Origin of the sequence: Streptomyces rapamycinicus NRRL 5491, assembly GCF_024298965.1 — a bacterium.
Lineage (GTDB): Bacteria > Actinomycetota > Actinomycetes > Streptomycetales > Streptomycetaceae > Streptomyces > Streptomyces rapamycinicus.
The window spans coordinates 8252504-8272243 of record NZ_CP085193.1 but is presented as its reverse complement, the minus strand read 5'-3'; the positions used below and the strand labels follow the sequence as shown (position 1 = coordinate 8272243).

Below are 19740 nucleotides of genomic sequence, written 5' to 3'. Positions count from 1 at the left end.
GGGGACGGCGTGGATGGGAAGGAAGTGATCACTGCGACCGGCAGACCGTGCCAAAGAGGCTGCGCCCAAGGCTCAGGCGAGCTGCCAGCTGCGTATTCGACGATCAAGAGTAAGATCCTCCAGTCTTAGTCATTGCCTGTGGCTTAGACAGGCCGGACCCGCCCCTCCCGCGACCATCGGGAAGGAACTGACGGGTCCGGCTTTTCACGTGCGGACACAGCGCTGCACGGTGGCTTGCTCTATGCCCGCTGAGAGAGCAGCCTAGCGCCCGATGCCCCGTCATGTCCGGCACCTCTTCATAGAGGTTAAGTGCAGCAGCAGCCTCCCAGTTCAACTTCTTCTGCCTTCGCGACAGTCCAGCCGGAGACGTCACCGGTACGGCTGCGGCAGGAACGCCGCTGCTACTGCTGTCCGAGTTCACGAGGCAATGACCGTGTCTGCCGGTGACCCCGCGTCGGCCCACGTCACGTCACGGCTCGTGACAGCAGGAACGGGGATGAGCAGTGAGGCATCAGCCCTCCGAGGCGTCCGTGACACAGCGGCTCCGCGCTCGTTCCGCACATAGACGCGCTCGCGATCCTTGACGATCTTCTGATGGACTTGGTCTGAAGGCCGAGACCGTTCATCTCGGTGATGGCAGCAAGACATAGGAGGTTCGACCGGCTCTTCTCCGCGGTCATGAAGATGCTTGCGCCATGTCGTTAAGGCCTCGCCCACTGGCTGTGAGCAGTCCGAACTCCAGAAGACATCGGTGGGTTGAAGTCCTTATTGACCTTGTTGCCCCAAGCCAGTTTCTGGGCGAAGCAGATACCCACAGTTCCTCCGGCGCGCGTGGTGCGTCGGTCAATGTCGGAGCTAATCAAGGAGATCTCCTCACTTTGCATCATGCGGAAGGATCACTCGTCCGCCAGTCCCTCCTCACCCGCACCGTCGATCTGGCCGCGAGGCTGAGCGCTTGAACGGCCGACCTCGACAGATGATGCCTCGACCGCCAGATGATCGGTCCTTGTCGAACGCACAGCGGCCACCAGCATCCGGGACCTGGCAGCACCAATGTGCAGTCGCTTCCGCAGCGTCTCAGCCGAGATCGGCCGTTGATACGCCTCCCAATGCCACGCGTCTTCTGCCAGGGCACGCTCAAAGAGATCGTCCACGCCATACCTGAGCTCACCTTGCTGATCATCGTCGTTCAGGCCGTTCGATTGGTCGACGTTGGCTCTCTCCGACTCGCTTATCTCTGCAGCGCGTTCCACAGGGCACTCCTGGACGGATGTCGCGCTCCCGACACCGCTGATGGCCTGTAGGAGCCCTGGACCCACCTCTGCCCAACCGATCAGCAGCAACGGTCCGACCGCGTCAAATGCGGCTTTCCCGTTCTGACCGGCCAGCAGCGGATCCGTCACATTCAGCGCCAAGGTCATCAGGCTGGAGAAGACCAACAACCGACGCGCGGGGCGAAGCTGCTCCCGACTCGCACCCTGCAGAGCGAGGAACCGCGTACCCAGCAGCAATCCCAGCACAGAAAGATCCACTGCCGGGGCCACCAGGGGCGCCACCCACGGCGGCACGCCCAACCTCAGCGCCAGGGTCCATACATTGCCGAAGCCGAACAAAAACGTCAGCCCCACCACCGCAGCCATGATCAGCGTCACTGCCCGAAGCGTGACCGCCCGCTCGAAAACAGCCCCCTCCCGGCCGCTGGCGTGTGTCGACCTCTCGCCATTCATCGGCCTGCTCCGCCCCACGCTCCGGGTTCAAAGCTTCCCTTGATACCCAGCCTGCCGATCAGATTCTGCAGGTCAGTGGGGTCATCCTTCTGTGTGGTGCCCTGCCGAGTACTGCAACCTGCGGCGCGTGCGCGGCGAGGCACACTCGCTTGCTCATGGTGATCGTCGGCGCTCAGCAGGTACTGCCTCGGCCAGGCAGTACTGCCGAAACCGACGTATGACGCAGAACCGCGATGTTCAGTGATCGCCATCAGCTCAGCGCCCCCCTTCCCGTTCGGTGGTGGAGGCAGAGAAGCTCACGGCGTAGCCGAAGCGTGCGGATACCGCGCATGCCGTCCGGAGCTCGAGGGGAGTCGTGGGTCCGGCGATGCTCTCCGAGCATGCGCAGACACCCTCGCCCAGCGGCCTGGGCGAGGATGCAAGCAAGCAGACCCAGTGCACAACGCGTGCACACTCGCGCGGGAACTCCCGGGAACTCCCAGGTAGAGGAGGGAAGTGCAGTGGTATGCCCGAGGGCCCCGAGCAGGGCATACTCCCTGGTCAGAGCCATGGCGGCGGACGAGTCGGCCTGTACGCCGGGTTCTGTCTCCCGGGGGCCTCGCGGCCCTCGGGGAGGCGGCCATCCATCTAGGACCGGCGTTGCCGCCGGTCTCGTGCGGTCTACCCGCGGACTCGGGCGGGCAGCCCTCGGTCGTCCGCGCAGAGCCGCCGTGCGGCGGCTCCTCTTGACCTTGCTCCAGGTGGGGTTTACCGAGCCGTCCGAGTCACCTCGGACGCTGGTGGTCTCTTACACCACCGTTTCACCCTTACCGGTCGCCTCGCGGCGTCCGGCGGTCTGTTTTCTGTGGCACTGTCCCGCGGGTCACCCCGGGTGGGCGTTACCCACCACCTTGCCGTGTGGAGCCCGGACGTTCCTCGGCGGGGCCCTGAGGACCCCGACGCGACCGCCCGGCCGGCTCGTCCGCCGTGTTGACCATGATACCCGGAGGGCGGCCCGCCCCGGTCGCCACCGGTCGGGTCGGGGGCCGGGGGCCGGCGTCAGGGGTTGTGGGGTGTGCCGGTCCCGGGGCGCCGGGTTCCCGGCCCGCGGCGGGGTGGGCGGGGCCCTGCTGCCCCGGGGGACGGATGCCCCGGGGGACGGCTGCCGCGGGGGACGGCCGCCCCGGGGGACGGCTGCCCCGGGGGACGGCTGCCGCGGCGGTGCCGGGAAACGGGGTAGAGGACCAGGTATCCGCTCTGGATCCGCATCCCCGCCCGTACCCATCACCGCGAGGACCACGTGACGCTTCAGCCCTCGGACCCCAACTGGTGGCGGCAGGCCGTCTTCTACCAGATCTACCCCCGCAGCTTCGCCGACTCAGGCGCGGACGGCATCGGCGACCTGCCCGGTGTCACCTCCCGGCTGCCGTACCTCGCCGACCTCGGCGTGGACTGCGTCTGGCTGAGCCCGTTCTATCCGTCCGCGCTCGCCGACGGCGGCTACGACGTGGCCGACTACCGCGATGTCGACCCGCGCCTCGGCACCCTGGACGACTTCGACCGGATGGTCGCCGAGGCGGACCGGCTCGGGCTGAAGGTCATGGTCGACATCGTGCCCAACCACACCTCCAGCGACCACGCGTGGTTCCAGGAGGCGCTGCGCTCGGCGCCCGGCTCCGCCGCCCGGGAGCGATACGTGTTCCGCGACGGGCGCGGCCCGGACGGCTCGCTCCCGCCCACCGACTGGATCTCCTGTTTCGGCGGCCCGGCGTGGACCCGGCTGCCCGACGGGCAGTGGTATCTGCACCTGTTCGCGCCCGAACAGCCGGACCTGAACTGGGACCACCCGGAGGTGCGCGCCGACTTCCTCACCACGCTGCGCTTCTGGTCCGACCGCGGCGTGGCGGGCTTCCGCGTCGACGTGGCCCACGGCCTGGCCAAGGACCTGGCCGAACCGCTGCGCGACATCGGGGACGTACGGGGCTACGACCCGGACGAACTGCCCGAGGACGGCAGCCATCCGCTGTGGGACCGCGATGAGGTGCACGGCATCTTCCGCGCGTGGCGCAAGGTGCTGGACGAGTACGACCCGCCGCGGATCGCCGTGGCCGAGGCATGGGTACGCAACTCCCGCCGCACGCCGTACGCCGGCCCCGACGAACTGGGCCAGGCGTTCAACTTCGACTTCCTCTACACCCCGCTGTCCGCGCCCGCGCTGCACACCGCCATCGACAGCGCGCTGCACGACGCCCGTACGGCCGGTGCCTCGGCCACCTGGGTGCTCTCCAACCACGATGTGATCCGGCACGCCACCCGGCTGGCGCTCCCCGACGAGCTGAGCCGGGCGGGCCGGGAGGCGTGGCTGCTCGCCGACGGCCGGGAGCCGGAGGCCGACCGGGAGCTGGGGCTGCGCCGGGCCCGCGCCGCGACGCTGCTGATGCTCGCGCTGCCGGGGTCGTCGTATCTGTACCAGGGCGAGGAGCTGGGCCTGCCGGAGGTGGCCGACCTGCCCCGGGATGCGCTCCAGGACCCGACCTGGGAGCGCAGCGGCGGACGGATCAAGGGCCGTGACGGCTGCCGGGTGCCGCTGCCGTGGACCCGGTCCGGCCCGTCGTTCGGCTTCGGCGCGGGGGGTTCCTGGCTGCCGCAGCCGGAGTACTTCGGCGAGCTTTCGGTCGAGGCGCAGAACGGGGTGGCGGGCTCCACGCTGGAGCTGTACCGGGAGGCGCTGCGGCTGCGCCGCGCGCTGGGCGGCGACGAGGGCGTGGAGTGGGTCGGCTCGGTGGCCGAGCTGAGCGCGGGGGTGCTGCACTTCCGGCGCTCCACCGGCTGGCACAGCCTCAGCAACCTCTCGGCGGTTCCGGTGCCGCTGCCGGAGGGGCTGGAAGTGGTGCTGGCCAGCGGGCCGCTTGATGGGGGGCGGGTGCCGGTGCGGACCACGGTTTGGCTGCGCTGAGCGCTTGCGGGAAGTGCCGCGAAGGGCCGTCGTGCGTCTGCGGCCGCGTCGTGGCCGGTCGCGCAGTTCCCCGCGCCCCTTCGGGGCGCACCCGAACCTCACCGGATTCCGGGGCGAGGCCGCTCGGCCGGAGGCCGTAGGCTGCGGGGCGGGGCGGGCCCGGGTTTTCCGGGCCCGCCCCGCGCCCCGTCGCCGACGACCATCCGACCTTCGAGGAGAGACCGTGCTCGTGCTGCTGCCCCCGTCCGAGGGAAAGGCCACAGGAGGCGCCGGGTCCCCGCTGGACCTGGGATCGCTGTCGCTGCCGGGCCTGGGCGAGGCGCGCGCGGAGGTGCTGGATGAGCTGGTGTCGCTCTGCTCGGGCGACGAGGGGAAGGCCGCGGAGGCGCTGGGGCTCAGCGAGGGGCTGCGCGGCGAGATCGCCAAGAACGCGGCGCTGCGGGAGGCCGCGGCGCGGCCCGCCGGGGAGATCTACACCGGTGTGCTGTACGACGCGCTCGGGCTGGCCACACTGCCCGCTCCCGCCCGCCGCCGGGCGGAGCGGTCGCTGCTGGTGTTCTCCGGGCTGTGGGGCGCCGTACGGATCGAGGACCGCATCCCCTCCTACCGCTGCTCGATGGGCGTGAGGCTCCCGGGGCTCGGCGCGCTCGGAACGTATTGGCGGACCCGGACCCCGATGGCCGAGGTGCTTCCGGAGGCCGCCGGGGACGGGCTGGTGCTGGACCTGCGCTCGGCGGCGTACGCGGCGGCGTGGAAGCCCAAGGGCGCGGTCGCGGAGCGGACGGCGACGGTGCGGGTGCTCCAGTCGAAGACCGTGAACGGGGTCGAGAAGCGGTCCGTCGTCAGCCACTTCAACAAGGCGACGAAGGGCCGGATGGTACGGGACCTGCTGACCTCGGGCGCCGAACCGGACGGCCCCGGCGAGCTCGTGGACGCGCTGCGCGGGCTGGGGTACGTGGTGGAGTCGGCGCCGCCGGAGCGGGTGGGCCGGGCGTGGGGGCTGGATGTGGTGGTGACGGAGGTGTAGGTAGTGACGGAGGTGTAGGTGGGTACGCGATCGGGCGGTGGTGCGGGGCGGGCCGCCCGTTCCGGACTGGGCGGAGGGCCCGGCCCCGCCGCCACTCCGTACGCGTCCGTTGCGGCATGCGCAACCGCCATTGCGCGGTGCGCCGCACCACAGGCAGGATGGACGCCGTGACTAGCACCGCGCCCTCCCCCGGTTCCCCGGATTCCTCGCTGCTCGACCTCGCCCCCGTCATCCCCGTGGTCGTCGTCCATGACGTGGCCCACGCGGTTCCGATGGCCCGTGCGCTGGTGGCGGGCGGGCTGCCCGCGATCGAGGTGACCTTCCGGACGCCCGCCGCCGCGGCCGCGATCCGGGCGATCGCCGACGAGGTCCCGGACGCGGTCGTCGGCGCCGGTACGGTCCTGACCCAGGAGCAGGTGGAGACGGCCGTCGCCGCCGGGTCGCGCTTCCTGGTCACGCCCGGCTGGACGGACCGGCTGCTGGGGGCGCTGGACGCGTCCGGGCTGCCGTATCTGCCGGGGGTCTCGACCACCTCGGAGGTCGTGGCGCTGCTGGAGCGCGGGGTCGAGGAGATGAAGTTCTTCCCGGCGGAGGCGGCCGGGGGCACCGCGTATCTGAAGGCGCTGGCCTCGCCGCTCCCCCGGGCCCGCTTCTGCCCGACGGGCGGGGTCAACGCCTCGAACGCCCTCGGGTACCTGTCCCTCCCCAACGTCGGCTGCGTGGGCGGCACTTGGATGCTGCCGCCGGACGCGCTCGAGGCGGGCGACTGGGCCCGGGTCGAGTCCCTGGCCCGGGAGGCGGCGGCGCTGCGGCGGTGACGGTGGCCGCGACCGGCACCGTGACAGAACCGCCGCGACCGGCACCGTGACAACTACCGCGGTCGGCACCGTGACCGCCACCGCGGTCGGCCCCTACCGCAGATGCGCCGTCTCGTTCAGCAGCCGCAACGACGCGTTCCCGTCCCCGTAGTACGCCACCGCCGTCAGCGAGGCCGCCGAGAGCTCCATGCGGAACAGGGACTCCGGAGGGGCACCCAGCGCCAGCCGGACCAGCGTCTTGATCGGGGTCACATGGGTGACCAGCAGCACCGTACGGCCCGGGTGACGGGCGATCAGCTTGTCGCGGGCGAGCGCGACCCGGCGGGTGACCGTCGCGAAGCTCTCGCCGCCGCCGGTGGGGGCCACCTCCGTGGAGGCCAGCCAGGCGTCCAGGTCGTCCGGGTAGCGCTCCTTGACCTCCGCGAAGGTCAGGCCCTCCCAGGCGCCGAAGTCCGTCTCGCGCAGCCCCTCTTCGACGCCGACGTCCAGGCCCAGGCGGCGGGCCACCACCTCGGCGGTCTCCCGGCAGCGCCGCAGCGGTGAGGCGACGACGGCCTGGATGGTGCCGCGTGCGGCGAGCGCCGCCGCCACCCGCTCGGCCTGGTGGCGGCCCACGTCGGAGAGTGCGGGGTCGGTGCCGCCGCTGCCGGAGAAGCGCTTCTCGGGGGTGAGCGGGGTCTCCCCGTGCCGGAGCAGGACGAACGTGGCGGGTGTGCCGAGATCCGCCGAACCCCAGCCCACCGCCGGGGCCCCCGTGGCGGCGGGCTCGGCGAGGGCGTCGTCGGCGGGTGCGGCGGCCTCCGGCGCGCCCGGCGCCAGTGTGCCGCCGGGCGGCACCTTCGGCCGCCACTGCTCGCCCCGCTTGCCCGCGTCCATCGCCTCGTTGGCGAGCCGGTCCGCGTGCTTGTTGTTCTCGCGCGGGATCCACTCGTAACTCACCTGGCCGGGCGGGGCGATCCCCTTGGCCTCGGCGGCGAGCGGCCGCATATCCGGGTGCTTGATCTTCCAGCGGCCCGACATCTGCTCGATGACCAGCTTGGAGTCCATCCGCACCCGGACCTCGGCCGCCGGATCCAGGGCGCAGGCCGCCCGCAACCCGGCGATCAGGCCCTTGTACTCGGCCACGTTGTTGGTCGCGGTGCCCAGGTACTCGGCCACCTCGGCGAGCGTCTCACCGGTCTCGGCGTCGCGCACGAGGGCGCCGTAGCCGGCCGGCCCGGGGTTGCCCCGGGACCCGCCGTCCGCCTCGACGATGAAGCGCCGCGCCATCGGCCTACAGCCCCGACTCGGGCGTACGGACCAGGATCCGGCGGCAGTTCTCGCAGCGCAGCACCGTGTCGGGGGCGGCCGAGCGCACCTCGTTGAGCTCGGTGATGGCGAGCTCCTGGCGGCAGCCGTCGCAGCTCCGCTGGTAGAGCCGGGCCGCGCCGACGCCGCCCTGCTGCTGGCGCAGCTTGTCGTAGAGCTTCAGCAGATCGGCGGGGACGGCCCCGGAGATCACCTCGCGCTCCTTGGTGGCGGTCGCGATCTCGGCGTCGATCCCCTCGGCCGCCGCGTCCCGGCGCGAGGTGGCGTCGCCGATCTTCGACTGGAGGGACTCCACCCGCTCGGTCAGCTCGGCGGCCCGCTCCTGGACGGACTCCCGGCGCTCCATGACCTCCAGGACGACGTCCTCCAGGTCGCCCTGGCGCTTGGCGAGGGAGGCGATCTCGTGCTGGAGGTTCTCCAGGTCCTTCGGCGAGGTGACGGCTCCGGAGTCCAGGCGCTTCTGGTCGCGGGCGGCGCGCTGGCGCACCTGCTCCACGTCCTGCTCCGCCTTGGTCTGCTCGCGGGCGGTGTCGCTCTCCTCGGTCTGCGCGGCGATGAGCAGGTCGCGCAGTTGGGTGTGATCGGCGTTCAGCCTCTCGATCTCGGCGTGCTCGGGCAGCGTCCTGCGCTTGTGCGCGAGCTGCGACAGCCGGACGTCGAGCGCCTGGACGTCGAGGAGGCGGATCTGATCGGCGGGCGCGGCATTCAGCGTGGGGCTCCAGGGGAGTCGAGTGGGACGGAAACGAGGTCAGGGAGTCGAGCGAGGGGCGGCGGGGGCCGCCGCGTGGGCCGTCCAGGGGTCGGTCACGATACGGGAGACATGCGTCCGCAGACCCCAGCCGTGCCGGTCGGAGATCTCGTCCAGCTGGGCCGCGGCCTGCTCGGTCCAGGGCCATTCGGTGGCCCAGTGCGCGGCGTCCAGCAGGGCGAGATCGCTGTGTTCCCGCGCCTCCGAGGACGGGTGGTGGCGCAGGTCGGCGGTGAGGAACGCGTCGGCCCCGGCCGCGCGCACCGCCTCGAAGAGGCTGTCGCCGGAGCCGCCGCTGACGGCCACCCGGCGGACGTTACGGTCCGGGTCGCCCGCGGCGCGGATCCCCTGTGCGGTGGCGGGCAGCCGGGCGGCGGCGCGCCCGGCGAACTCCCGCAGCGTCTCGGGGTGGTCGAGTTCGCAGATCCGGCCCAGTCCGCGGCGGCCCTCGGGGTCGGTGGCGTCGGGCACCAGCGGACCGACGATCCGCAGGTCGAGCGCGCCGGCGAGGGCGTCGGAGACGCCGGGGTCGGCGGTGTCGGCGTTGGTGTGCGCGACGTGCAGGGCGATGTCGTGCTTGATCAGGGTGTGCACCACCCGGCCCTTGAAGGTGGCGGCGGCGACCGTGGTCGTGCCCCGCAGATAGAGCGGATGGTGGGTGATCAGCAGATCGGCGCCGAGGTCCACCGCCTCGTCGGCCACTTCCTGGACCGGGTCGACGGCGAACAGCACGCGGGTGACCTCGGCGTCGGGGTCACCGCACACCGTGCCGACGGCGTCCCACTGCTCCGCCCGCTCGGGCGGCCAGAGGGCGTCGAGCGCGGCGAGGACGTCGTTGAGTGCGGGCACGGGGCAAGGCTACCTCCCGGATCACGGCTGAGCCCTGCCCCGGCCTTCACTCAGCGCGACGGCCCCGAGTCCATCCGCGCGACGGCCCGAAGGGGCGGGCTCAGTGGACGAGGTAGCCGCGCAGGTCGTCCAGGACCCGGTCGGCGGCGGTGACGCCGAGGCCCAGGTACCAGGTCTCCTCGTCGACGGATCGGGCCCGGCCCGCCTTGACCGCCTTCAGCTTCTTCCACAGCGGGTTGGACTGCGCCTGGTCCCGCTTGGTGGCCTTGGGGTCGCCGTAGACACCGGTGAAGATCCAGTCGGCGTCGGCCTCGTCGATCCGCTCCGGGCCGATCTCCGCGGCGAGATCGTTGATCTGCTGGTTCTTCGGGCGCGGCAGACCGACGTCCTGGAGGATGGTGCCGATGAAGGACGCCCTGGCGTAGAGCCGGGTGGCCTGCGGCATGAAGCGCAGCATGGTGATCGTCGGCTTGTCGGCGCCGATGTCCTCGCCCAGCTTCTCGGCCTTCTTCTCGTACGCGTCGAGGTTGCGCTCGGCCTCGGCGGTGCGGTCCAGGGCCGCGGCGTTGAGGCGGTAGTTCTCCTTCCAGGTGAAGCCGGGGCGGATGGAGAAGACGGTCGGGGCGATCTGCTTCAGCTCGTCGTAGAGCGGCTCGGCGCGCAGCTTGCTGCCGAGGATCAGATCGGGGTGGAGGGCGTTGATGGCCTCGAGGTTGAGGTTGTTGATGGTGCCGACGTTCTTCGGGTTCCCGGCGTCCTTCTCGAGGTAGTCGGGTATGGCCTGGTCGCCCTCGGAGGGGGCGTAGCCGACCGGCTTCACCCCCAGCGAGACCACGTTGTCGAGCTCACCGACGTCGAGCACCACGACCCGCTTCGGTTTGCTCTTGAGCTCGGTCCTGCCCATCGCGTGGGTGATGGTGCGGGGGAACGCGCCCGACTTGGCGTCCGTGCCCAGCTTCGCGGTCTCCTCGGCCGCCTTGCCGAAGTCCTTGCCGCCCTGGGCGACGGACTTCCCGCCCCCGCCGTTGCGCTTGCCGCCGTCCGCGCCGTCGTCCGAGGATCCGCAGGCGGTGAGGGAGAGCGCCCCGGCCAGGGCGAGGGCGAGGGCGGCGCTGCCGCGGGCGCGCAGGGACATGACGGAGCTCCAGGGATAGCCGGGCACGCCCGTGTCCACGAGCGCGACGATCGCACTTAGGTGTGCCTTACTTTAATCACAAACCATCCCCGCGTCGCTTACAGCACATTCACCCCCGACCTCTCAGGCGAATCGGGCAAGAGCCACACTTACGGGTGGAGTGGGCCCATTACGGCCTTCGGCAGGAAGTGCGAAAACTACGTTCAGTGGCCGGAGGTGACTGACCGATGACTGCCTGTGCCTTCGACACCGCCCTCACCGGGGGCGTCGGCGACCGGCCACGAGGGGGTTTCACCATCGCCTCGGACCATTCGTACGGCGCGCGGCTCGCGCTCAGCGGGGAGGCGGGCTGCTGGTACCCCGAGCGCTGGACGCTGGACGGCCCGGAGCCCTACGCCGTACCGCTGCCCGCCGCCCAGCCCGAGGAGCCGGACAGCGAGTTGCTGCCACTGGCCGATGGGCAGGTGCTCATCCACCGCCGAGTGGCCGGCCACCACGCCTTCTCGCTGCTCTACCCGACCGGCCCCGGCACCGGTGAGCGCCCGCTCGGCTCCATCGACCGCGCCGAGGTCTCGCTGCTGCCGCCCGCGCCCGGCGGCCTGTGCGCGTTCGCGCTGGGGCGCGGGCCGCGGTCCACCTCCGTCTGGCTGCTGTTCGGCGGCGGCGTCCTCGCCCCCCAGCACCTGGCCGAGGTGCCCGGCCGCTGTACGGGCGGCAGTTGGCTGGACCGTACGGGCCGGCTGCTGGCCCTCGACCGCGAACTCGACGGCCGCACCAAGACCGTGGTGGTCGACTTGCGGCGCGGCGGCGAGATCAGCCCGCTGCTCCAGATCACCGAGCGCAGCGACGACCGGCTGCTGCTCGCCGACCCCGACAGCGGTCTGCTGCTCGTACGGTCCGACGCGCCCGGCGAGCAGCGGCTGGGGTGGGGTGTGCTGGGCAGCACCCGGCCGGTGCGGTTCCCGGACTGTCTGCGGCCCGCGGGGTGGTCGGAGGCCACGCCGTTCGCGGTGCAGCCGGGGCAGGTGCTGACGCCCGAGGTGTGCGCGGTGGCCTTCCGCATCGACGGACGGGGCGGGTCCGGGGCCGGTGCCGGGGCCGGTGCCGGGCGGCCGTGGGTGGGCGTATGGCGCCCGGCGGAGCGGCGGCTGCGCGAGTTCCCGGCCCCGGAGGGCTGGCTCCCGGGCGCGGGCCTGTGGACGAGGGACGGCGAACTGTGCCTGCCGTACGCCACCCCCCAGGTGCCCTGCGGGCTGGCGAGGGTGCGCCCACACGGGGCGGCGGGGTCGTCCGGGTCGGCGGAGGCGCGGTGGAGACCCGACGACCGGACGGGATCGTGGCGGCGGGACGACACGGCGGGGCGCTGGAGACCGGGCGACACGGCCGCGCCGTGGCAGCCGGACGACGCCACGGGAGCGCGGCGGATGGCGCGCATGACACCGGTGACCGAGCCATCCGGCCAGGTGGCGGAGGTGTCCGGCGCGGCCACGGCCCAGGCGCTGTGGCAGCGGGACGACGCGGCGGCGCCGTGGGGGTCGGACGAGGCGGCCGGGGCGCGGCGGATCGCGGGGGCGACACGGGCATCCGGCGCGGTTCCGGCCGAAGCGCCGGTCGTCCAGGCGTCGCGGACGGCGACGCCCGCGCCGGGGGTCGCGACCAGGATCACACCGTGGACCCGGGTCGGCGGGCCCGGCGCGTCCACCCCCGTGCGGGCGTCCGGGCCGGTGCCCGAGCCGACGCCGACGCCGTCCCGGCCACCCGAGCCGATGCCGCCGCGGGAGCGGGCACCGATGGCCGTACACCAGCCCGTGCCGATGCCCGTACGCGAACCGGTGCCGCTGCCCGTACACCAGCCGGTGCCGATGGCCGTGCACGAGCCGACGCCGCTGCCCGTGCACGAGCGGGTGCCGGAGCCCGAGTGCGGGTCCGGGGTCGAGCCGTGGGGTGGGACCGGGTCGTGGGCCGGGGTCGAGCAGGAGATGGGGCCCGAGCCGGAGCCCGCTCCCGGGACCGGTCTGACCCCCGCCCTGCGGCCCGTACCGCTGCAGCAGGCGCCGCTCGCGCGGCCACCCCGGCCCCGGCCACCCCGCTGGGTCCGGGATCACCCGATTGGTTAGACTCGGGCAGGGGCTGCGCATTCCTGCGTTCCGTCCGCGTGCGGGACGCCCCGGGTGATGCGCATGGAACGTTGTGCGACATCGTGGTCAGCCCCTTTCGCACAGTACAAGCGATCTGACGGGGTGACGTACCCACCATGTCCGAAACCCACATCGACACGACCCAGGCGCGCCCGCGGGACGCCGCCGCGGCCCAGGCCGATGGCTCACAGGGCAAGCACCGGGGGCAGGCGGCGTCCGAGGAGACCCAGGCACCGGCCCACGGCCGCCACCGTCGCCCGAACGAGAACGGCTCCTGAGGACCGTCAAGACCTCAAGACCCTGGGCATCTCAGGACCGTAGGCGTCGCAAGACCGCAGGCAGCTCAAAACCGCAGGCATCTCAGGGTCGTCCCCGATCGCGGGACGGGCTGGATTTCCTCCGGAAGTCCGGCCCGTCCGGCGATCGCGGCCGGTGCCCCGGCCAGCCCCCTCCCCCCGGCCGACGGCACCTCACCCCCGCTTGAGCCCCAGCACCTCCACCGCCGCGAAGCTCTCCCCGCCCCGCTCCGCGAAGTACGGCGTCAGCGCCGCGTCCAGCTCCTCGAAGCCGAAGGCGTCCCCCTTCGCGTCCACCTTCGCCGCCACCTTCGGCCGCTCCAGGATCGCCAGCATGCCGCCGTGCACCACGAACACCTGGCCGTTCACCTTGGCCGCGGCCGGTGAGGCGAGATAGCCGACCAGCGGGGCCGCGTGTTCGGGGGCGAGGGCGTCGAGGCGGCCGTCCTCCGGGCGCTCGAAGCCGGCGAAGACGTCCTCGGTCATCCGGGTGCGGGCGCGCGGGCAGATGGCGTTGGCCGTCACCCCGTACTTGGCGAGGGCCGCCGCCGTGGAGGTGGTGAGCGCGACGATGCCGCCCTTTGCCGCCGCGTAGTTCGGCTGGCCCGGCGAACCGGCGAGGAACGCCTCGGAGGCGGTGTTGACGATGCGGCCGTGCACCGGGCCGCCGTCCGCCGCCTTGGACCGCTCGCGCCAGTGTGCGGCGGCGAAGCGGATGGTGTTGAAGTGACCCTTGAGATGGACCCGGATCACCGAGTCCCATTCGTCCTCGCTCATCGAGAAGACCATCCGGTCGCGCAGGATGCCCGCGTTGTTGACCAGGATGTCCAGCGCGCCGTAAGTGTCGATGGCGAGCCGGACCAGCTCGCCCGCCTGCGTGTGGTCGGCCACATCGCCCGCGTGGGCCGTGGCCCGGCCACCGGCCGCGCGGATCTCCTCGGCGACCTGTTCGGCGGGGCCCGCCGATGCCTCGCCGCTGCCGTCGCGTCCGCCCTGTCCGTAGTCGTTGACGACGACACTGGCGCCCAGCCCCGCCAGTTCCAGGGCCTCGACGCGGCCGAGGCCGCGCCCGGCGCCGGTGACGATCGCGGTCTTCCCGGTGAGCGGGCCGGTCACATCTCGATGCATGTGCGCAGCGCCTCCCCGGTCCGCATCTGGCCGATCGCGTCGTTGATCTCGCCGAGCCGCACCCGGTGGGTGATCAGCCCTTCGAGGTCGATCCGGCCGGCCCGCCACAGGTCGATGGTGCGCCGGTAGGAGCGGAGCACATCGCCGCCGCCGTACAGCGAGGGCAGGATCCGCTTCTCGTCGAAGAACAGCTCGAACATGTTGAACTGGAGGAAGTCGTCCAGCGCCCCGGCGCCGACCACGCACAGCGTGCCGCCGCGCCGGGTGATCTCGTACGCCCGGCGGGCGGTGGCGGAGCGGCCCACGACCTCGAAGACGTAGTCGAAGCCCTCGCCCGCCGTGACGCTGTTCTTGGCGGAGTCGAGACCGTCCGGGGCCACCGCCTCGGTGGCGCCGAAGCGCAGCGCGGCCTCGCGCCGCGACTCCACGGGGTCGACGGCGACGATCTGCGCGGCGCCCGACGCCCTCGCCCCCTGGATGACGCTGATGCCCACCCCGCCGCAGCCGATGACCGCGACCGACGAACCGGCCTCCACCCGGGCGGTGTTGAAGACGGCCCCGAGTCCGGTGGTCACCCCGCAGCCGATGAGGGCCGCGATGTCGTACGGGACGTCGTCGGGGATCGGCACGGCGCAGGGCGCGGCCAGGACGATCTCCTCGGCGAAGGTGCCGGTCCCGGACATCCCGAAGACGTCCTCCGGACTGCCGCCGGGGCGCCGGAAGTTGGGGGTTCCCGCGTTCATGAACCCGGTCAGGCACAGCTCGGTCTGACCGCGTTGGCAGGCCGGACAGCCGCCGCACGCGGGCAGCCAGCACACCAGCACCCGGTCGCCGGCGCTCAGCCCGGTCACCCCGTCGCCCACGTCGAGGATCTCGCCCGCGCCCTCGTGGCCGGGGACGAACGGCGCGGGCTGCGGCAGCACCCCGGCCATCGCGGAGAGGTCGGAGTGGCACAGCCCGGTGGCCCTCAGCCGCAGCCGGACCTTGCCGGGGCCGAAGCCCACCGCCTCGATGTCGTCGAGGACTTCGAGCTTGTCCTGTCCCGTCTCGTGAAGTACGGCTGCGCGCACAGCGGCTCCTCGTGATGTCGAGCGTGCGTGATCTCAGGTGTGGCGTGATCGCGGGTGTGGCGCGATCTCAGGTGTGTTCGACGACGGTGTCGGTGAGGACCGGTGCGTCGTCCCGCTCGACGGCGGTCGCCGTCACCTGGACGCGCCCCTCGTCCTGCCACATCCGGACGCGCAGGGTCTCGCCCGGGTAGGCCACCCCCGCGAAGCGGGTGGTGTACGAGCGCACCCGGGCCACCTCCCCGTCCAGCGCCGTGTCCACGACCGCCTTGAGCACCATCCCGTACGAGCACAGTCCGTGCAGGATGGGCTGTTCGAACCCGGCCAGCTTGGCGAACTCGGGGTCGGCGTGGAGCGGGTTCCAGTCCCCGGAGAGCCGGTAGAGCAGCGCCTGGTCCTCGCGGATGGCCCGCTCCGCGGTGCGGTCCGGCTCACGGGCCGGGGGCTCCAGGCGGTCGGAGGGGCCGCGCTCACCGCCGAAGCCGCCCTCGCCCCGGACGAAGATCCGGGTGTCGCAGGTCCACAGCGGGCCGTCCGCGTCGGCCACGTCGGAGCGCAGCACGATGACCGCCGCCTTGCCCTTGTCGTAGACGGCGGCGACCTTCGAGGTCTGCGTGGCGTCCCCGCCGAGCGGGATGGGGCGGTGCAGTTCGACGGTCTGGCCGCCGTGCAGGACGGCGGCGAGGTCGACGTCGATACCGGGTGCGGCCATGCCCCCGGCGACCGCCATCCCGCCGCCCGCGACGGTCGCGAAGCTGGGGAGCACATGGAGCTTGCTCTCCAGGGTGTAGCGGAGCTCCTGGGGGTCGGTGGCGGGGATTCCTGCGCCGATGCCCAGGTGGTAGAGCTGGATGTCCTTCTGTCCCCAGATGAGAGCCGTGCTCCGGGGTTCGGCCGAGACGGCCTTCGCGACATCGATGGGCATAGGGCGACACCACTCCTTGGTCCGCTCGCCGGTCCACGGTCCGAAGACCCCGGCCCGCCCGTCCGCACCGTCGGCCGTGCCGGGGTCGTCGCTGGTCGGCAGGGTCGCGTCGTCCGCGTGGACATGTAGAACGCGTTCTAGCCGATGGCACCCTGTATAACCCAATCGCCCCGAAGGGGGAAGGGTGCGGGCGGTGCGCACTGACGGCCCGTCAGGTGACGGCGGCCGGGGTGCCGAAGGGCCTGGGACAAATGTCACGGCCATCCCCCGACATCCGCATCTGCCCAGCTCATCCAGGGATCCGTAAGGTCAGGCGCATGTATGCCACCGCCGCGCGCATCGAGCGCCTCAAGCCACCGGGCCGCCGGGCCTTCGTGCCCTGGCTCTTCATGCTCACGGGGGACGTACAGGCGCTCTTCAAGGGGAAGACGCCGCTGCCCTGGCTCGGCGGTGCGGGGGTGGCGGCCTTCATCGCGCTCTACCTCACCACCGTCTTCACCGCCCTCGACGAGCGCCGCCGCCACACCAGGACCCCGCCGCTGGCGCTCGCCGGGCTGGCCGCGGTCACCTATGCGCTGGGCATCGGCTACGCCGGGAACTGGCTGCTGTGCTTCCCGCTGCTGTCGCTGGCCTCCGGGATCGTGCTGCGCGGCGGGAGGCGGAAGCTGGGACCCGTCATCCTCGTGCTGTCCGCCTCCGCGGGAGTCATCGCCGGGCTCCGCGGCGGCCCCTCGGACTCGCTCACGGTCAGTTACGGCACCATGCTGTCCGGCCTGGTGACGGCGGCCATCCTGTCGCTCTTCGAAACCGTGGCCCAGCTCCGCGCGACCCGTCAGGAGCTGGCCCGTACGGCGGTGGAGAAGGAGCGGCTGCGGTTCTCCCGCGATCTGCACGATCTGCTCGGCCACACCATGTCGGTCGTCGTGGTCAAGGCGGAGGCGGTGCGCCGGCTCGCCCCGAAGAACCTGGAGGCCGCGCTGGGACAGGCCGCGGACATCGAGGCGGTGGGGCGGCAGGCGCTCACCGAGATCCGCGAGGCCGTCACCGGCTATCGCGAGGGCAGCCTGGGCACCGAGCTGGACCGGGCCCGCTCGGCGCTGGACGCCGCCGGTATCGAGGCCGCCGTCCGCCGCGAGGGGCCACCGCTGGCCCCGCAGACCGAGGCGCTGCTGGGGTGGGTGGTCCGCGAGGGCGTCACCAATGTGGTGCGGCACAGCGGGGCGTCCCGGTGCGAGATCGAGGTGCGGAGCGGCATGGACCGGGTACGGCTGGAGATCACGGACGACGGGTGCGGCGTAGGCTCCCGTGCCACCGGTACGCGCGCGGCGGGCGCGGACGGCTCGATCGGCGGTACGGGGCTCAAGGGCCTGGCCGAGCGGCTGTCCGCGGCGGGCGGCTCGCTGGAGTCCGGCCCCGCCGGGCGCCGGGGCTTCCGGCTCGTCGCCGAACTGCCGGTGGATACGGAGGACGTGGTGGAGGCCGAGGTCGAGGGAGCCCGGACGGCGTGAACGAGGCGGAGGACGCGAAGGGCGTGAAGGACGCGACAGGCGTGATCAAGCTCCTGCTCGCCGAGGACCAGGGGATGATGCGGGGCGCGCTCGCCCTGCTGCTCGGGCTCGAGGACGACTTCGAGATCGTCGCGCAGCTCGGGAACGGGGACGAGATCGTGGACCGGGCCCTGGAGACCCGGCCCGATGTGGCGCTGCTCGACATCGAGCTGCCCGGCCGCAGCGGACTGGACGCGGCCGCCGCGCTGCGCGAGGCGCTGCCGGAGTGCCAGGTGCTGATCCTCACCACCTTCGGCCGCCCCGGCTATCTGCGCCGGGCGATGGAGGCGGGGGCGGCCGGGTTCCTGGTCAAGGACGGCCCGGTGGAGGAACTGGCCGTGGCGATCCGCCGGGTGCTGGCCGGTGAGCGGGTGATCGACCCGGGCCTGGCCGCCGCCGCCCTCGGCGCGGGCCCCAACCCGCTGACCCAGCGCGAACGCGATGTGCTCTCGGCGGCGGTGGACGGGGCGACGGTCGCGGACATCGCGGCCAAGGTGCACCTCTCCCCCGCCACCGTGCGCAACTATCTCTCCTCGGCCATCGGCAAGACCCAGACCCGCAACCGCATGGAGGCCGTCCGCGCCGCCCGCCAGAACGGCTGGCTGTAGATCGGCTACGAGCCGCCGCGGGTGACCGCGGGCGTCCGCGGCAGCAGGACGGCCATCAGCACCACCGCCGTCGCGATGATCCCGGTGGCCACGACGAAGGCGTGACCGTACCCGGCCGCGAGCGCCTCCGGTCCGGCCCCGCCGTGCGCCGTGATCCGCTCGGCCGCGACCGTGGCCAGCACGGTCAGGCCGAGCGCACCGCCGATCTGCCGCGAGGTGTTGACCAGCCCGGACACCAGCCCCGCCTCGGAGGGGGCCGCTCCGGAGGTGGCGGCGGAGGCGAGCGGGGTCATCATCAGCCCGCTCCCGAGCGACATGATGATCGCGGGGCCCAGGACCGTTCCCACGTAGGTGCCGTCGGCGCCCATCCGGCTCTGCCACGCGTAGCCGACGACGGCCAGCGAACCGCCCGCGATCGCCAGCAGCTTGCCGTCCATCCGGGCCATCAGCCGGGGCGCGAGCTTCGAGCCGAGGACGATCGACAGGCTGTGCGGGAGGAAGGCGAGCCCGGCCTTGACCGGGCTGAAGTGCAACACGTTCTGCAGGTAGAGCGACATGAGGTACCACATGGCGAACATGCCGCCGCCGCACACCACCATCACCGCGTTCGCCGCCGACACCGCCCGGATGCGGAACAGCCGCAGCGGCATCAGCGGCTCCCGCGTACGGGCCTCGACGGCCACGAACACCGCGAGCAGCACGAGCCCGGCGAGCAGCGGGCCGAGCGAGGCGGCGGCGGTCCAGCCGTGCGGTTCGGTCTGCACGATGCCGTACGCGAGCGTCGCGACGCCCGCCGTGACCAGCACCGCGCCCGGTATGTCGAGCCGCCGTACCACTCCGGAGCGGCCCTCGGTCAGCCACACCGCCGCCGCCACCAGCACCATGGCCCCGACCGGCACATTGACCAGCAGCACCCAGCGCCAGGACAGATACTCGGTGAGCACACCGCCGACCAGCCCGCCCGCCGCGCCCCCGCCGGCGCCGACCGCCGTCCAGGTGCCGATGGCCCGGGTGCGGGCCGCGCCGGCCGGGAAGGTGGTGGTGAGGATGGTGAGGGTGGCCGGGGAGAGCACGGCCGCGCCGATGCCCTGGAGCGCGCGGGCGGCGATCAGCTGCCAGGGCTCCTGGGCGACGCCACCGGCGAGGCTGGCCGCGGTGAACAGCCCGAGCCCGGCGAGGAAGACCCGCTTGCGCCCGAAGAGATCGGCCGCGCGCCCGCCGAGCAGCAGGAACCCGGCGAAGGTGAGCGCGTAGGCGTTCACCACCCACTGCAGCGCGGTCCCGCCGAGCCCCAGGTCGGTACGGATCGACGGCAGCGCGACGTTCACCACCGAGATGTCGAGCACCACCAGGAACTGTCCGGAGCAGGCGGCCAGCAGGACCGCCCAGACCGGGGGCGAGGCGCGCGGGGCCCGTGCGGTGGCCGCGGTTTCCGAGGGGAGGGGCGCTGGTGTGGACATGATGGCGATGCTCGCATCCGGAAC

At 72.6% G+C, this 19740-nt stretch carries 16 protein-coding genes and 1 other RNA gene; 7 read left to right on the top strand and 10 right to left on the bottom strand.

The features are described 5' to 3' along the window. Positions 1-896: 896 nt before the first annotated feature. Both LIV37_RS34630 and rnpB read right to left on the bottom strand, forming a co-directional pair. Complete coding sequence (locus tag LIV37_RS34630; protein WP_185058017.1) at positions 897-1652, bottom strand: hypothetical protein; 756 nt, start codon at positions 1650-1652, stop codon at positions 897-899. A gap of 630 nt (positions 1653-2282) precedes the next feature. Continuing rightward, an RNA gene (gene rnpB / locus LIV37_RS34625) (RNase P RNA component class A) lies at positions 2283-2687 on the bottom strand. A 286-nt stretch (positions 2688-2973) separates the two neighbouring features. On the opposite strand from rnpB, the gene LIV37_RS34620 reads away from it, so the two are divergent. The 3 genes from LIV37_RS34620 (at position 2974) to eda (ending at position 6507) form a co-directional block, all read left to right on the top strand. Next, on the top strand, positions 2974-4662 hold the full coding sequence (locus tag LIV37_RS34620; protein WP_121824171.1) for a glycoside hydrolase family 13 protein: 1689 nt from the start codon (positions 2974-2976) through the stop codon (positions 4660-4662). 223 nt (positions 4663-4885) lie between these two features. Beyond that, positions 4886-5689, top strand: coding sequence for a peroxide stress protein YaaA (yaaA, locus tag LIV37_RS34615; RefSeq protein WP_020871732.1), 804 nt, complete (start codon positions 4886-4888; stop codon positions 5687-5689). Positions 5690-5847: 158 nt separating this feature from the next. Continuing rightward, positions 5848-6507, top strand: a complete 660-nt coding sequence (eda, locus tag LIV37_RS34610; protein WP_121824172.1) for a bifunctional 4-hydroxy-2-oxoglutarate aldolase/2-dehydro-3-deoxy-phosphogluconate aldolase — start codon at positions 5848-5850, stop codon at positions 6505-6507. Positions 6508-6600: 93 nt separating this feature from the next. On the opposite strand, the gene LIV37_RS34605 is transcribed toward eda, so the two are convergent. The 4 genes from LIV37_RS34605 to LIV37_RS34590 form a co-directional block, all read right to left on the bottom strand. After that, positions 6601-7776 (bottom strand): bifunctional RNase H/acid phosphatase, encoded by a 1176-nt coding sequence (locus LIV37_RS34605; RefSeq protein WP_020871730.1) that lies wholly within the window; start codon positions 7774-7776, stop codon positions 6601-6603. Positions 7777-7780: 4 nt separating this feature from the next. Next, positions 7781-8524 carry a zinc ribbon domain-containing protein gene (locus LIV37_RS34600; RefSeq protein WP_121824173.1) on the bottom strand — a complete coding sequence of 248 codons (744 nt, stop codon included), beginning with the start codon at positions 8522-8524 and terminating at the stop codon, positions 7781-7783. 39 nt (positions 8525-8563) lie between these two features. Next, positions 8564-9412, bottom strand: coding sequence for a Nif3-like dinuclear metal center hexameric protein (locus tag LIV37_RS34595; protein WP_020871728.1), 849 nt, complete (start codon positions 9410-9412; stop codon positions 8564-8566). 100 nt (positions 9413-9512) lie between these two features. Beyond that, a complete protein-coding gene (locus LIV37_RS34590; protein ID WP_020871727.1) occupies positions 9513-10547 on the bottom strand; it encodes an ABC transporter substrate-binding protein in 1035 nt (344 codons plus the stop codon). Positions 10548-10774: 227 nt separating this feature from the next. Here LIV37_RS34590 and LIV37_RS52675 point away from each other — a divergent pair, with 227 nt between their 5' ends. Beyond that, complete coding sequence (locus tag LIV37_RS52675; RefSeq protein ID WP_185058016.1) at positions 10775-12664, top strand: hypothetical protein; 1890 nt, start codon at positions 10775-10777, stop codon at positions 12662-12664. A 137-nt stretch (positions 12665-12801) separates the two neighbouring features. After that, positions 12802-12963, top strand: a complete 162-nt coding sequence (locus LIV37_RS34580) for a hypothetical protein (protein ID WP_020871724.1) — start codon at positions 12802-12804, stop codon at positions 12961-12963. A gap of 192 nt (positions 12964-13155) precedes the next feature. Here the strand turns inward: LIV37_RS34580 and LIV37_RS34575 are convergent, their stop codons facing one another. The 3 genes from LIV37_RS34575 to LIV37_RS34565 all read right to left on the bottom strand — a co-directional run bounded on the left by LIV37_RS34575 (position 13156) and on the right by LIV37_RS34565 (position 16101). After that, positions 13156-14109 (bottom strand): 3-oxoacyl-ACP reductase, encoded by a 954-nt coding sequence (locus LIV37_RS34575; RefSeq protein WP_185058015.1) that lies wholly within the window; start codon positions 14107-14109, stop codon positions 13156-13158. Then, a complete protein-coding gene (locus LIV37_RS34570; RefSeq protein WP_020871722.1) occupies positions 14094-15179 on the bottom strand; it encodes a Zn-dependent alcohol dehydrogenase in 1086 nt (361 codons plus the stop codon). The genes LIV37_RS34575 and LIV37_RS34570 overlap by 16 nt, the downstream gene beginning before the upstream one ends. A gap of 67 nt (positions 15180-15246) precedes the next feature. Beyond that, entirely contained in the window at positions 15247-16101 is an 855-nt protein-coding gene (locus LIV37_RS34565) for a MaoC/PaaZ C-terminal domain-containing protein (RefSeq protein ID WP_020871721.1), read from the bottom strand. Positions 16102-16418: 317 nt separating this feature from the next. Between LIV37_RS34565 and LIV37_RS34560 the strand changes: the two genes are divergently transcribed. Beyond that, on the top strand, positions 16419-17609 hold the full coding sequence (locus LIV37_RS34560; protein WP_020871720.1) for a sensor histidine kinase: 1191 nt from the start codon (positions 16419-16421) through the stop codon (positions 17607-17609). A 41-nt stretch (positions 17610-17650) separates the two neighbouring features. Continuing rightward, positions 17651-18256, top strand: a complete 606-nt coding sequence (locus tag LIV37_RS34555; RefSeq protein ID WP_121825090.1) for a response regulator transcription factor — start codon at positions 17651-17653, stop codon at positions 18254-18256. 5 nt (positions 18257-18261) lie between these two features. Here the strand turns inward: LIV37_RS34555 and LIV37_RS34550 are convergent, their stop codons facing one another. Next, complete coding sequence (locus LIV37_RS34550) at positions 18262-19716, bottom strand: MFS transporter (protein ID WP_020871718.1); 1455 nt, start codon at positions 19714-19716, stop codon at positions 18262-18264. Between the last annotated feature and the right edge of the window lie 24 nt (positions 19717-19740).